The following is a 16,197-nucleotide window of genomic DNA, read 5'->3' as shown; positions in this document are numbered from 1 at the left end:
ATCAACACCACGAGGAGCTGACGACCAGATGTCGAACGAGGAGAAGCTTCGGGATTACCTCAAGCGGACGACATCCGACTTGCGTCAAGCTCGTCGCCGTCTGCGCGAGGTGGAGGAGCGGGACCAGGAGCCCATCGCCATCGTGTCGATGAGCTGCCGCTACCCCGGCGGAGTCCGCACCCCGGAAGAGCTGTGGCAGCTCGTCTCCGAGGGCACCGACGCCCTGACCCCGTTCCCCACGGACCGCGGCTGGGACGCGGACGCGCTGCACGACCCGGACGGCGACGACAGCCCCTACGCCCGCGTGGGCGGATTCCTGCACGACGCCGACCGGTTCGACGCCCCGTTCTTCGGCATCTCGCCCCGCGAGGCGCTGGCCACCGACCCGCAGCAGCGCCTGCTCCTGGAGACCTCCTGGGAGCTGTTCGAGCGCGCGGGCATCGACCCGGCCTCGCTGCGCGGCAGCCACACCGGTGTCTTCGCCGGCGTCATGTACCACGACTACGCGTCGCGGCTGCACTCCGTGCCGGAGGACGTCGAGGGCTACCTCGGCACCGGCGCGTCCAGCAGCATCGTGTCCGGCCGCGTCGCCTACACCTTCGGCCTCGAGGGCCCGGCCGTCACCGTCGACACGGCCTGCTCGTCGTCCCTGGTCGCCCTGCACCTGGCCATCCAGGCGCTGCGCCAGGGCGAGTGCTCCCTCGCCCTCGCGGGCGGCGTCACCGTGATGTTCACGCCCGGCACGTTCGTCGACTTCAGCAAGCAGCGCGGCCTCGCCTCCGACGGCCGCTGCAAGCCGTACGCCGACGCGGCGGACGGCACCGGCTGGGGCGAGGGCGCGGGCCTGCTCCTCCTGGAGCGCCTGTCCGACGCGCGCCGCAACGGGCACCAGGTCCTCGCCGTCGTCCGTGGCTCCGCCGTGAACCAGGACGGCGCGTCCAACGGCCTGACCGCGCCCAACGGCCCGTCGCAGCAGCGCGTCATCCTCCAGGCCCTCGCCAACGCCCACCTGGCCCCCGAGCAGATCGACGCCGTCGAGGGCCACGGCACCGGCACCACGCTCGGCGACCCGATCGAGGCGCAGGCCCTGATCGCCACGTACGGCCAGGACCGGCCCGCCGACCGGCCGCTGTGGCTCGGCTCCGTGAAGTCCAACCTCGGCCACACGCAGGCCGCCGCCGGTGTCGCGGGCATCATGAAGATGGTCATGGCGATGCGGGCGGGCGTCCTGCCCCAGACCCTGCACGTCGACGAGCCGAGCACGCACGTCGACTGGTCCGTCGGCGCCGTGGAACTCCTGACCGAGGCCCGCGCCTGGGCGGAGCGCGAGGACGGCGTGCCGCGCCGCGCCGGCGTCTCGTCCTTCGGCGTGAGCGGCACGAACGCCCACGTCATCGTGGAACAGGCCCCGGTGGAGGAGCCCGCGGAGGCCCCCGAGGTCTCCGTGTCGGCCACCCCGGCGACCGCCCTGCCGTGGCTGGTGTCGGCCCGCACCGCCGACGCCCTCGGCGCGCAGGCCGCCAAGCTCCGCGAGCACGTGGCCGCCCGCACCGACATCGACCCCACCGACGTCGGCTGGACCCTCCTGTCGGCCCGCGCCCTGCACGAGCACCGCGCGGTCGTGTTCGGCCGGGACCGGGAGCAGTTCCTCACCGGCCTCGAGGCACTGGCGTCCGACGGCCCCGCGGTCGTCTCGGGCGCGGTCGCCGAGGGCCGCCTCGGCATCGTCTTCACCGGCCAGGGCAGTCAGCGGGTCGGTATGGGGCGTGAGCTGTACGAGACGTTCCCCGCCTTCGCCACGGCCCTGGACGAGGTGTGCGCGCAGCTCGACCCGCTGCTCGACCGGCCCCTGAAGGACGTCATGTTCGGCACCGACGCCGAGCTGTTGGAGCAGACGGGGTACACGCAGCCCGCGCTGTTCGCCGTCGAGGTCGCGCTGTTCCGTCTGGCCGAGTCCTTCGGGGTGCGCCCCGAGATCGTCGGCGGGCACTCCATCGGCGAGCTGACGGCCGCGTACGTCGCCGGACTGTGGTCCCTGGAGGACGCCGCCCGACTGGTCGCCGCGCGCGGCCGGTTGATGCAGGCGCTCCCTGAGGGCGGGGCCATGCTGGCGGTGCAGGCCGCCGAGGCCGACGTGCTGCCGCTGCTCGACGGCCTTGCGGGCCGCGCCGGACTTGCCGCCGTCAACGGTCCTTCGCAGGTCGTGCTCTCCGGTGAGCGGGCCGCGCTGGAGGGCCTGGAGGAGACCCTGCGCGGCGAGGGCCGCAAGGTGCGGTGGCTGAAGGTGTCGCACGCCTTCCACTCGCCCCTCATGGACCCGATCCTGGACGAGTTCCGAGCCGTCGCGCAGGGCCTCGCGTACCAGGACCCGAAGCTGCCCGTCGTCTCCAACGTCACCGGTGAACTCGCGGAGTCCGCCCAGCTCAAGGACCCCGACTACTGGGTCCGGCACATCCGCGAGGCCGTCCGCTTCCACGACGGACTCGCCACCCTCACCCGCTTCGAGGCGTCCACGCTCCTCGAACTCGGCCCCGACGCCGTCCTGACGGCGATGGCGCACGACACCCTCACCGACCCGGCCGACCAGGCGGGCCTCGTCGCCGCCGTCCGCAAGGACCGCCCCGAGCCCGACACCTTCCTCACCGCCCTCGCGCACCTGCACGTGCGCGGCGTCGACGTCGACTGGACGCCGCTGTACGCTCCCGTCGCCTCCCGTGCCCGCGTCGACCTGCCCACGTACGCCTTCCAGCACCAGAGCTACTGGCTGCACGCCCCGGCCCTCACCGGCGACGTCACGTCGGCCGGACTCACCGACGCCGACCACCCGCTGCTCGGCGCGGCCGTCCAGGTCGCCGGGAGCGACGCCCGGCTCTTCACGAGCCTGCTCTCGGTCGACGCGCACCCCTGGCTCGCCGACCATGTCGTCGCCGACCGGACGCTCCTGCCCGGCACGGCCTTCGTCGAACTGGCCGTGCGCGCCGGTGACGAGGTCGGCTGCGACCTGCTCGAAGAACTGATCCTCGAAGCCCCGCTCGTCCTGCCCGACGACGGCACCGGCGTCCAGCTCCAACTGTGGGTCGAGGAGCCCGACGACACCGGCCGCCGCCCCTTCACCCTGCACTCGCGGCGCCAGAACGACGTCCCCGACGAGCCGTGGACCCGGCACGCGGCCGGTGTCCTCGCCGCCGCCGACCCGTCGGGCGCACGGTCCGCGGACACCGGCCTCGCCCAGTGGCCGCCGGCCGGCGCCGTCGCCGTGGAGACCACCGAGCTGTACGCGGGCTTCGCCGCCGCGGGCCTCGGCTACGGCCCGGCCTTCCAGGGCGTACAGGCCGCCTGGCGCCTCGGCGACGAGGTGTTCGCCGAGGTCGCCCTCGCCGACGGACAGCGCGACGACGCGACCGCGTACGCCCTGCACCCGGCGCTCCTCGACGCGAGCCTGCACGGGCTCGCCCTCACCACCGTCGGCGACGACGGGACGACGGGCGCCCGGCTGCCGTTCTCCTGGACCGGCGTGACCCTGTACGCGACCGGCGCGTCGGCGCTGCGCGTCCGCCTCACGCCCGCCGCGTCCGGCGCCGTGTCCCTCACCCTCGCCGACGCCTCCGGCGAACCCGTCGCCACCGTCGAATCCCTCGTCCTGCGCGCCCTCGCGGCCGGGGATCTCGACGCCGCGTCCGGCACCGGCGACGACGACTCGCTGTTCCGCGTGGACTGGACCGTGGTGTCCGCGCCCGCCCCCGCCACGAGCGGCCCGTACGCCGTCCTCGGCACCGACGAACTCGGCCTGCGCGCCGCCCTCGCTGCCACCGGCGCGACCGTCACCGCGTACGCCGACGTGGCCGCCCTCGCCGCCGCCGTGCGCGACGGGGCCACGCTGCCCGAGTCCGTGTTCGTGACCCGTGTCGGCGACACCGCAGCATCCGTGCGCGCCTCCCTCCACGGCACGTTGGGCGTCGTGGGGGAGTGGCTGGCGTTCGAGGACGGCGCCGACGCGCGACTCGTCGTGGTGACCTCCGGCGCCGTGGGCGTCGGCTCCGGCGACGTCGTGTCGGGTGCGGGCCTGGCCGACGCGCCCGTGTGGGGCCTGGTGCGGTCCGCGCAGTCGGAGAACCCGGGCCGCCTCGTCCTGGTGGACGTCGACGGTGCCGAGCAGGCGCCGGCGCTCCTCCCGGGGGTGCTCGGTCTGGACGAGCCGCAGGTGGCGGTGCGCGGGGACGTCGTGTGGGTGCCACGTCTGACGCGGGCCGCCGGCGGCGACCTCGACGTTCCCGCCGGTACGTCCTGGCAGTTGGGCGTCACGGGCCGGGGCACGCTGGAGAACCTGGCGCTCCTTCCCGTGGCCGACGACGCCGACGACTTCGGCGGCAGGACCCTCGCGGCGGGCGAGGTGCGGATCTCCGTGCGCGCCGCCGGAGTCAACTTCCGCGACGCCCTCATCGCGCTCGGCATCTACCCCGGCGCCGCCCAGATGGGCACCGAGGGCGCGGGCGTGGTCGTCGAGATCGGGTCCGGCGTCACGGACCTGGCCGTCGGTGACCGCGTGCTCGGCCTCATCGACGGCGGCTTCGGCCCGCTGGCCGTCGCCGACGCGCGGATGCTGGCCCGCGTGCCCGAGGGCTGGTCCTTCGCCCAGGCCGCCGCCGTACCGACCGTGTTCCTCACGGCCTACTACGCCCTGCGGGACCTCGCCGCCCTGGAAGCGGGCGAGTCGATCCTCGTGCACGCCGCCGCCGGTGGCGTGGGCATGGCCGCCACGCAGCTCGCCCGGCACTTCGGCGCCGAGGTCTACGGCACGGCGAGCACCGGCAAGTGGGACGTGCTCCGCGCGTCCGGCATCGCGGACGCCCGCATCGCCTCCTCCCGCACCCTCGACTTCGAGGCGTCCGTCCTCGCGGCCAGCGACGGTCAGGGCGTGGATGTGGTCCTGAACTCCCTGGCGCGGGAGTTCGTGGACGCGTCGCTGCGGTTGCTGCCGCGTGGCGGCCGTTTCGTGGAGATGGGCAAGACCGACCTCCGTGACCCCGAAGCCGTCGCCGACGCCCACCCGGGCGTGGAGTACCGGAACTTCGACCTCGCCGAACTGTCCCCCGAGCGGGTTCGGGAGATGCTGGCGGAGGTCCTGTCGCTGTTCGAGCAGGGTGTGCTGACGCCGCTGCCGGTGAAGGCGTGGGATGTGCGGCGGGCGCCGGAGGCGTTCCGTTATCTGTCGCAGGCGCGGCATGTGGGCAAGGTCGTGCTGACGTTGCCGCCTGTCTTTGAGGCGCGGGGCACGGTGCTTGTGACGGGTGCGTTGGGTGGTCTGGGTCGGGTTGTGGCCCGGCACTTGGCTGAGCGGCACGGTGTGAAGGACCTGCTGCTGGTGTCGCGTCGGGGTGAGAACACTCCTGGAGCAGGTGAAGTGCGCGCCGAGCTGGAGGAGTTGGGTGCGTCCGTCACCATCGCGGCGTGCGATGTCGCGGACCGTGGGGCCCTTGAGTCGCTTCTTGGTTCTGTACGTGATGACCTGAGTGCGGTCGTGCATGTGGCCGGTGTCGTGGATGACGGTGTGCTGACGTCATTGACGCCGGAGCGGCTGGACACGGTGCTGCGTCCGAAGGTGGACGCGGCCGTGAATCTGCATGAGCTGACGGCGGGCCTGGACCTGTCGGCGTTCGTGCTGTTCTCGTCGGCTGCGGGTGTGCTGGGCAGTGCGGGGCAGGCCAACTACGCCGCTGCGAACGCTTTCTTGGACGCTCTCGCTCAGCATCGACGTGCTCAGGGTCTCCCGGCGACGTCCCTGGCCTGGGGCCTGTGGGCCGACCAGGGCGGTATGGCCGGTGCGCTGGCGGACGAGGACATCGACCGCATGAACCGGGCCGGAGTCGCTGCCCTCTCGGCCGAGGAAGGCCTCGCCCTCCTCGACGCCTCCCTCGCCCAGCCCGACGGCGCCCTCGTCCCCATGAAGCTGCACCTCGACACGCTGCGCCGCCAGTTCGGCGCGGACGTGCCCCCGCTGTTCCGGAGCCTCATCCGCGGCGGCGGACGTACCCGCCGCGTCGTCGAGTCCGGACCCGCGGCAGCCGGGACCTCCCTCGCCGACCAGCTGACCGCGCTGGCCCCCGAGAACCGCGAGCGCGCCCTCCTCGACCTCGTCCGCGCCCAGGTGGCCGCCGTCCTCGGCTACGCCTCCGGCGACGACGTGGCGCCCACCAAGGCGTTCAAGGAGCTGGGCTTCGACTCGCTGACCTCCGTCGAACTCCGCAACCGCCTGAACGCCGCCACCGAACTGCGGCTGCCCGCAAGCCTCGTCTTCGACTACCCCACGCCCAAGGTCCTCGCCCAGTACCTCGGCACCGAGATCCTCGGCGACCTCGCGGACGCCCCGGGCGCGGCCGGCGGCCGGAGCGCGCAGGTGGCGGTCGCGGCCCAGGACGAGCCCATCGCCATCGTCGCGATGAGCTGCCGCTTCCCCGGCGGCGTCCACACCCCCGAAGACCTGTGGCGGCTGCTCACCGACGGCGAAGAAGCCATCACCGAGTTCCCGGAGGGCCGCGGCTGGGACACGGCGTCCCTCTACGACCCCGACCCCGAGCGCGTCGGCACCAGCTACGCCCGCGAGGGCGGCTTCCTCCACGACGCGGGCGAGTTCGACGCCCCGTTCTTCGGCATCTCGCCCCGCGAGGCCCTCGCCATGGACCCCCAGCAGCGCCTCCTCCTGGAGACGTCCTGGGAGGCCATCGAGCGCGCCGGGATCGACCCGGCCACGCTGCACGGCAGCCCCACGGGCGTCTTCGCCGGGCTCATCTACCACGAGTACGGCTCCCAGCTCGCGAGCGTCCCCGAGGACCTCGGCGGCTACCTCGGCACCGGCAGCTCCGGCGCCATCGCCTCGGGCCGCATCTCGTACTCCTTCGGCCTCGAAGGCCCCGCCGTCACCGTCGACACCGCATGCTCCTCCTCCCTCGTCGCCCTGCACCTCGCCGCGCAGGCGCTGCGCCAGGGCGAGTGCTCCCTCGCGCTCGCGGGCGGTGTGACGGTCATGCCCACGGCGGGCACCTTCCTGGAGTTCAGCCGCCAGCGCGGCCTGGCCCCCGACGGCCGCTGCAAGCCGTTCGCGGCCGCCGCCGACGGCACCAGCTGGGGCGAGGGCGTCGGCATGCTCGTCCTGGAGCGCCTGTCCGACGCCCGCCGCAACGGCCACCAGGTCCTCGCCGTCGTCCGCGGTTCGGCCATCAACCAGGACGGCGCCAGCAACGGCCTCACCGCCCCCAACGGCCCGTCCCAGCAGCGCGTCATCACCCAGGCCCTCGCCAACGCCCGCCTCACGACCACGGACGTGGACGCGGTCGAGGCCCACGGCACCGGCACGCCCCTCGGCGACCCCATCGAGGCCCAGGCCCTCATCGCCACCTACGGCAAGGAGCGCCCCGCCGACCGGCCCCTGCTCCTCGGCTCGGTGAAGTCCAACATCGGGCACACGCAGGCCGCCGCCGGTGTCGCCGGTGTCATCAAGATGGTCATGGCGATGCGCCACGGCGTCCTGCCGCGCACGCTGAACATGGACGCGCCGACCCCCGAGGTCGACTGGTCGGCGGGCACCGTGGAACTCCTCGCGGAGTCCCGCGCCTGGCCCGAGCGGGACGGTGACGCGCCGCGCCGCGCGGGCGTGTCGTCGTTCGGTGTCAGCGGCACGAACGCGCACGTGATCCTGGAGCAGGGTCCGACGGCCGAGGAGCCGGCGGCCGACGAGAGCGGTGACGTGCCGTCGCCGGTGCTCGCGGGCGTCGTACCGTTGGCGCTCTCGGCGAAGACCGAGGGGGCGCTGCGGGACCAGGCCGCGCGCCTCCGGGAACGCCTCCTGGGCGACACCGCCCTTGAACTGGGCGATGTGGCCTGGTCGTTGGCCGTGTCGCGGTCCCGGTTCGAGCACCGGGGCGTCGTCCTCGGCGGCGACCGGGACGAGCTGATCGCCGGGCTCGACCGGCTGGCCCAGGACGACGCGAGCGCGCAGAACGTGGTCACAGGGCGCGCGCAGGGCGGCACGGCCCGTCCGGTGTTCGTGTTCCCGGGGCAGGGGTCGCAGTGGGCCGGGATGGCCCGCGAACTGCTGGACTCCAGCCCGGTGTTCGCGGAGCGGATGCGCGAGTGCGGCGACGCGCTCTCCGAGTTCGTCGAGTGGGATCTGCTCGACGAGTTGAGTGGGGACCACTTCGATCAGGTGGACGTGGTCCAGCCGGTCCTGTTCGCGGTGATGGTGTCGCTGGCGGAGACCTGGCAGGCGGCGGGCGTGAAGCCTGCGGCCGTGGTCGGGCACAGTCAGGGCGAGATCGCGGCTGCCTGTGTCGCGGGTGCGCTGTCGCTGCGGGATGCCGCCCGTGTGGTGGCGCTGCGGAGCCTGGCCATTCGTGAGCTGTCGGGCAAGGGCGGCATGGTGTCCGTACCGCTGCCCGAGGCGGAGGTGCGTGAGCTGATCACCGCCTGGGGCGACCGCATTTCGGTCGCGGCTGTCAACGGCCCGGCTCAGGTCGTGGTCTCCGGTGAGCCCGACGCGCTGGAGGAGCTGGTCGCGCAGTGCGTGGCCCGGGACGTCCGGGCGCGGACGATCCCCGTCGACTACGCCTCGCACTCCGCGTACGTCGAGCAGATCGAGGCGCAGATCGCCGAGGCGCTGGCCGGGGTCGCCCCGCAGGACGCCGAGGTCCCGCTGTACTCGACGCTCACTGGGGCATGGCTGGACGCCAACACCCCGATGGACGCCGGGTATTGGTACCGGAACCTCCGCCAGACGGTCCTCTTCGAGCACGCCACCCGCGGCCTCCTCGCCGAAGGACACGGCCTGTTCCTGGAGATGAGCCCGCACCCCGTGCTCACCGTCCCCGTCCAGGCCACCATCGAGGCCGCCGGACGTGAGGGCGCGGCCGTCGCCCTCGGTTCCCTGCGCCGCGACGAAGGCGGCGCCGACCGCCTCGCGGCCTCCCTCGCCGAGGCCCACGCGCACGGCGCCGAGCTGGACTGGAAGGCGCTCCTGCCGGGCGCACGCGCCACCGTCGACCTGCCCACGTACGCCTTCCAGCGCCGGCACTACTGGCTCCTCTCGCCGGAGCAGGAGGCGGGCGCCGAGCCCGCCCCGGCCGTGGACGAGGTGGAGGCGCGGTTCTGGGAGGCCGTGGAGCGGGAGGACCTGGAGGGTCTCGCGGCCGAGCTGGAGGTGGCGGAGGGTTCCGCCGCCGAGCTCGGCGCTGTCCTTCCGGTGCTTTCGTCGTGGCGGCGGCAGAAGCGTGAGCGGTCCACCGTGGACAGCTGGCGCTACCGCGTCACCTGGAAGTCCCTCGCGAGCGGCGCGCTGTCCGGGCCGGTGCTGACGGGCCGGTGGCTCGTCGTCGTACCGGAGGAGGCCGCCGCGCACCCGTGGACCGCGGGCGTCACCGACGCGCTGGCGCAGGCCGGTGCGGAGGTCGCTGAAGTCCGCGTCGGAGCCGGTGAGTTGAACCGTGAGGCGCTGGCCGGAAGGCTGCGCGAGCAGATCACCGGCGCGCCCGACGCCCCGGCCGGGTCCGAGCCCGTCGGCGTGGTGTCGCTGCTCGCCCTCGCCGAGGAGCCCCACCCCGAGCACCCCGTGCTGCCCGCCGGTCTCGCGGGCTCCGTGGCGCTCGTCCAGGCCCTGGGCGACACCGGGACCGACGCCAAGCTGTGGGTGATCTCCAGCGGAGCCGTCTCCACCGGACGCAACGACCGGGTGGAGAGCCCCGCCCAGGCGCAGACCTGGGGCCTCGGCCGCGTCGTCGCCCTGGAGCACCCCGAGCGCTGGGGCGGCCTCGTCGACCTTCCCGCCGCCCCCGACAAGCGCACCGCGGCCCGGCTCGCCGGGATCCTCGCGGGCGCCGGCGACGAGGACCAGCTCGCCGTGCGCGGCTCCGGAGTCTTCGTACGCCGCCTCGTCCGCGCCGAACCGTCCGCCTCCACGAAGTCCGCACCCGGCGAGGGCGACACCACCGCGAAGGACGGCGCCCCCGCGAAGGGCAGCACCGGTTCCTCCCCGTGGACCCCCCGCGGCACCGTCCTCATCACCGGCGGCACCGGCGCCCTCGGCCCCCACATGGCGCGCTGGCTGGCCCGCGAGGGCGCCGAGCACCTCGTCCTGACCAGCCGCCGCGGCCCGGCCGCGCCCGGCGCCGACGAACTCCGCGCCGAACTGGAGGAGCTGGGCGTCCAGGTCACCATCGCGGCCTGCGACGTCGCCGACCGCGACGCCGTCGCCGCGCTGCTCGACCGGCTCGCCGCCGACGGGCACACGCTGCGCGCCGTCGTCCACGCGGCCGCGCTCATCGAGCTGGCGCCGATCGCCACCACCACGCTCGACGAGTTCGCCGAGATCGTCGCCGCGAAGGTCGCGGGCGCCGTCGTCCTCGACGAGCTCCTGGACGACACGGAGCTCGACGCGTTCGTGCTCTTCTCGTCCATCGCGGGCGTCTGGGGCAGCGGCGACCACGCCGCGTACGCCGCCGCCAACGCGCACCTCGACGCCCTCGCCGAGCACCGCAGGGCACGCGGCCTGACCGCGACCTCCATCGCCTGGGGCGTGTGGAACGTCGTCAACCCGTACCTGAGCGGCAGCGCGCCCATCGACGTCGACCCGGAGCAACTGCGCCGCCAGGGACTGCCGTTCCTCGACCCCGACCTCGCGTTCGCGGGCATGCGGCAGACCCTCGACGACGACGAGACGTTCCTGGCCCTCGCCGATGTGGACTGGGACCAGTTCGTGCCCGTGTTCACCTCGCGGCGCGCCCGCCCGCTCCTCGCCGACCTGCCCGACGCCCGACGCGTCCTCGCCGCCCAGGACGGACCCGCCGGTGACGGGGACGCGGCGGACGGCGGCGACACGTCGGCCAAGGCGGCCTCGCTGCGCGAGCGCCTGACCGGCCTCGCCGCACCCGAGCAGAACCGCGTCCTGCTCGACCTCGTCCTCACCCACGCCGCCGCGGTGCTCGGCTACGAGTCCGCACAGGCCCTCGACCCCGAGCGGGCCTTCCGCGAGTTCGGGTTCGACTCCCTGACCGCCGTCGACCTGCGCAACCGGCTCGGCGCCGGCACCGGTCTGAAGCTGCCCACCACGGTCGTCTTCGACCACCCCAACGGCACCGCCCTGGCCGCCTACCTGCGCACCCAGGTCCTCGGCGCCGACAAGGCCACGCCCGCCGCGCCGGTCGCCACCGTCGCCGCGGCCACCGACGAGCCCATCGCCATCGTCGCGATGAGCTGCCGCTACCCGGGCGGCATCAGCAGCCCCGAGCGCATGTGGGAGGTCCTGGAAGGCCGCGCCGACGTCGTCGGCGGCTACCCCGCCAACCGGGGCTGGGACATCGCCCACCTCTACGACCCGGACCCGGAGACCCCCGGCACCACCACGACGAGGGGCGGCGGCTTCCTGCACGACGCGGGCGCCTTCGACCCGGCCTTCTTCGGCATCTCGCCGCGCGAGGCCCTGGCCATGGACCCGCAGCAGCGGCTCCTCCTGGAGACGTCCTGGGAGGCCTTCGAGCGTGCCGGTGTCGACCCGCGCGCAGTGCGCGGCGAGGCCGCCGGAGTGTTCGTCGGCACCAACTACCAGGACTACGGCACCGGCCCCGGCCAGGTGTCCGCCGGATCCGAGGGCCACATCCTCACCGGCAGCGCACCCAGCGTCATCTCCGGGCGCATCGCCTACACCTTCGGCCTCGAAGGCCCCGCGGTGACGGTCGACACGGCCTGCTCGTCGTCGCTCGTCGCCATGCACCTGGCAGCCCAGGCGCTGCGCCAGGGCGAGTGCTCCCTCGCGCTCGCCGGAGGCGTCGCCGTCATGTCGTCCCCGGGCGCGCTGATCGCCTTCAGCCAGCAGCGCGGCCTCGCCGACGACGGTCGCTGCAAGGCCTTCGCCGCCTCCGCCGACGGCATGGGCATGGCCGAGGGCGTCGGCATGGTGCTCCTGGAGCGCCTGTCCGACGCGCGCCGCAACGGCCACCAGGTCCTGGCGGTCGTGCGTGGCTCGGCCATCAACCAGGACGGCGCGTCCAACGGCCTGACCGCCCCCAACGGACCGTCCCAGCAGCGCGTCATCCGCGCCGCCCTCGCCAACGCCCGCCTCACCCCCGCCGACGTCGACGCCGTGGAGGCCCACGGCACCGGCACCACCCTCGGCGACCCCATCGAGGCCCAGGCACTCCTCGCCACCTACGGCCAGGAGCGCCCGGAGACCGGCGAACCCCTCTGGCTCGGCTCCATCAAGTCCAACATCGGGCACAGCCAGGCCGCTTCCGGCGTCGCGGGCGTCATGAAGATGGTCCTCGCCATGCACCACGGCGTACTGCCCCAGACCCTCCACATCGACGAGCCCACCCCCGAGGTCGACTGGACCGAAGGCGCCGTCGAGCTCCTGACCGAGGCCCGCGACTGGCCCGCCCGCCAGGGCGCGCCCCGCCGCGCGGGCGTCTCCTCCTTCGGCATGAGCGGTACGAACGCCCACGTCATCCTGGAACAGCTCCCCGCGGCCGAGCAGCCGCAGCCCGCCGGGGCCGACACCGGGGACACCGGTGACGCGCCGACGCCGGTGCTCGCGGGCGTCGTACCGCTGGCCCTCTCGGCGAAGACCGAGGGCGCCCTGCGGGACCAGGCCGCGCGCCTCCGGGAACACCTGGTCGCGCGGGACGGCCTCGAACTCGGCGATGTGGCCTGGTCGTTGGCGGTCGCGCGGTCGCGGTTCGAGCACCGGGGCGTCGTCCTCGGCCGGGACCGGGACGAGCTCCTTGCCGGGCTCGAAGCGCTCACTCAGGACGACGCGGCGGCCACGCAGGTGGTGACCGGTCGTGCGCTCGGAGGCATCGTCCGTCCGGTGTTCGTGTTCCCGGGGCAGGGGTCGCAGTGGGCCGGGATGGCTCGTGAGCTGCTGGACTCCAGTCCGGTGTTCGCGGAGCGGATGCGGGAGTGCGGGGACGCGCTCGCCGAGTTCGTGGACTGGGAGCTTTTCGAGGAGCTGAGCGGGGACAACTTCGATCAGGTGGACGTGGTTCAGCCGGTCCTGTTCGCCGTGATGGTGTCGCTGGCCGCGACTTGGCAGGCGGCCGGTGTGCAGCCTGACGCTGTCGTCGGGCACAGCCAGGGTGAGATCGCGGCTGCCTGTGTGGCGGGTGCGCTGTCGTTGCGTGACGCCGCTCGTGTGGTGGCGCTGCGGAGCCTGGCCATTCGTGAGCTGTCGGGCAAGGGCGGGATGGTGTCCGTACCGCTGCCGGAGCAGGAAGTGCGGGAACTGATCTCGGCTTGGGATGGCCGGATCGAGCTTGCCGCTGTAAACGGCCCTGCTCAGGTGGTGGTTTCCGGTGAGCCGGAGGCTCTGGAGGCCCTGGTCGCGCAGTGCGTCGCGCAGGACATCCGTGCGCGGACGATCCCGGTGGACTACGCTTCGCATTCCTCGTACGTGGAGCAGATTGAAGCCCAGATAGCCGAGGCCCTGGCCGGGGTGGACCCGCAGGCGGCTGAGGTTCCTCTGTTCTCGACGCTGACGGGGGAGTGGCTGGACGCCAACACCCCGATGGACGCCGGGTATTGGTACCGCAACCTGCGCCAGACCGTCCTGTTCGAGCACGCCACGCGCGGTCTCCTCGCCGAGGGCCACGGCCTGTTCCTGGAGATGAGCCCGCACCCGGTCCTGACCGTCCCGGTCCAGGCGACCATCGACGCGACCGACAGCCAGGCCGTAACCCTGGGCTCCCTCCGCCGTGACGAAGGCGGCGCCGACCGTCTCGCCGCGTCCCTCGCCGAGGCCCACGCCCACGGCGCGGAGCTGGACTGGAACGCCCTCTTCCCCGGCGCCCGCACCACCGTCGACCTCCCCACGTACGCCTTCCAGCGTGAGCACTACTGGCTGCTCGCCCCGGAGGCGGAGGAGGAGCCCGAAGGCGCGCCCCTGGCCACGGACGAGGTCGAGTCGCGGTTCTGGGACGCCGTGGAGCGCGAGGACCTGGAGCAGTTGGCCAGTGAGCTGGACGTGGCGGACGGGCCCGCCGCCGAGCTGGGCGCGGTCCTGCCCGCCCTCTCGTCGTGGCGGCGGCAGCGGCGCGAGCGGTCCACGCTCGACAGCTGGCGCTACCAGGTCGCCTGGGAGCCCCTCGCGGGCGGACTTCCGGCCGCAGGGCCGACGGGCCGCTGGCTGGTCGTCGTACCGGAGGATTCGGCGGAGCAAGGGGGCGACGCGTGGGCCGCGGCCGTCACCGAGGCCCTGGCGCGGTCCGGTGCGCAGACGCACGAACTCCGCGTCGCCGCAGGCGAGATGACGCGCGAGGCCCTGGTCGAGCGGCTGCGGGAGCACGCCGCGGGGCCGGACACGGAACTGACCGGTGTGCTCAGCCTCCTCGCCCTCGGCGGGTCCGCCCTCGCCGACCAGCCGGGCGTCTCCGTCGGCCTCGGTGGCACCGTCGCCCTCGTCCAGGCCCTCGGCGACGCCGGGATCGGCGCGCGGATGTGGGCCGTCACCAGCGGCGCCGTCGCCACCGGCCCCGCCGACCACGCCGCCCTGCCCCCGCAGGCGCAGGTGTGGGGCCTCGGCCGGGTCGCGGCCCTGGAGTGCCCCGACCGCTGGGGCGGCCTCGTCGACCTGCCGCAGGACCCCGACCAGCGGGCCGTGTCCCAGCTCGTCGGGATCCTCGCCGGTGCCGGGGACGAGGACCAGCTCGCCGTGCGGCAGGCGGGCGTGCTCGTGCGCCGGTTCGTGCGGGCGCCGCTCGGCGCGGGCGCGACACCGGAGTGGACGGCGCGCGGCACGGCGCTGGTCACCGGCGGCACGGGGGCGATCGGCGGCCACGTGGCGCGCTGGCTGGCCCGGGAAGGCGTCGAGCACCTGGTGCTCACCAGCCGTCGCGGCCCGGACGCCCCCGGCGCCGACGAACTCCAGGCGGAACTGGAGGAGTTGGGCGCCAAGGTGACCGTCGCGGCCTGCGACGTGGCCGACCGCGACGCCGTCGCCGCGCTGCTCGGCCGCCTCGCCGAGGACGGGCACACGCTGCGCTCCGTGTTCCACGCGGCGGGCGTCGGCCAGGGCCAGCCCCTCGCGGAGACCACCGCCGCCGACATCGCCGGTGTCCTGGAGGCCAAGGTCGCGGGCGCCGCCCACCTGGACGCGCTCCTCGACACCGACGCGCTGGACGCGTTCGTGCTGTTCTCGTCCAACGCGGGCGTGTGGGGCAGCGGCAGCCAGGGCGCCTACGCCGCCGCCAACGCCCACCTCGACGCGCTCGCCGAGCGGCGCCGGGCACGCGGCCTGACCGCCACCTCCGTGGCGTGGGGCCTGTGGGCCGGGGGCGGCATGGCCGGGGACGACGGCGAGGAGCAGTTTCGCCGCCGTGGCCTCAGGCCGATGGCACCGGACCTCGCGGTCGCCTCGCTCGCCCAGGCCGTGGCGCGCGACGAGACCTTCGTCGCCGTCGCCGACCTCGACTGGGAGCGGTTCGCGCCCGCCTTCACCTCGGCGCGCACGAGCCCGTTCATCGGGGACCTGCCCGAGGTGCGCAGGTACGCGCGGTCCGTGGCCGCCGCACCGGAGGCCGACACGGGCACCGGGGACGACGCGGCCGCCGGGCTGCGCCGCCGCCTCGCCCCGCTCACCGAGCCGGAGCGCGAGGTGATCCTGCTCGACATCGTGCGCACCCACGCGGCCGCCGTGCTCGGCTACACCGGAGCGGAGTCCGTCGACGCCCACCGCGCCTTCAGGGAGCTCGGCTTCGACTCCCTGACGGCCGTGGAGGTCCGCAACCGCCTCAACAAGGCCACGGGGCTCCGGCTGCCCGCCACCCTCGTGTTCGACTACCCGACGTCCGTCGTCCTGGCCCAGTACCTGCGCACGCAGCTGCTCCAGGACGACACCGCCGGGGTGGACTCCACCCTCCAGGAGCTGGACCGCCTGGAGGCGGGCCTCAGCTCCATCGCGCCCGACGACAGCGCCCGCATGCGCATCACGATGCGCCTGGAGGCACTGATGTCGAAGTGGAAGGGCGCGGACGCCGAGCCGCCGGCCGACGGCGAGGAAGTGTCCTCGCGGCTCGAGTCGGCGTCCGCCGACGAGGTCTTCGACTTCATCGACAAAGAACTCGGCATTTCTTGAATCAGCACAGCCTGAATCAGTCCGACCGGGCCGGTCACCGGCCCGGTCGGCCCGACCGGTGCGGTTTTTCTTGTGACTACGCGAACAGG

1 protein-coding gene is annotated in these 16,197 nt (G+C 74.2%); it reads left to right on the top strand.

Going from position 1 to position 16,197, the window contains the following annotated elements; genetic code table 11:
- Positions 1-28: 28 nt before the first annotated feature.
- A complete protein-coding gene (locus AB6L24_RS04950) occupies positions 29-16,108 on the top strand; it encodes a type I polyketide synthase (protein WP_405652497.1) in 16,080 nt (5,359 codons plus the stop codon).
- The last annotated feature ends 89 nt before the right edge of the window (positions 16,109-16,197 follow it).

It is taken from the genome of Streptomyces sp. RK9 (assembly GCF_045070545.1).
GTDB classification, from domain to species: Bacteria; Actinomycetota; Actinomycetes; order Streptomycetales; family Streptomycetaceae; genus Streptomyces; species Streptomyces alboflavus.
The sequence above is the reverse complement of the archived record's forward strand: the minus strand, read 5'-3'. Positions and strand labels throughout refer to the sequence as shown.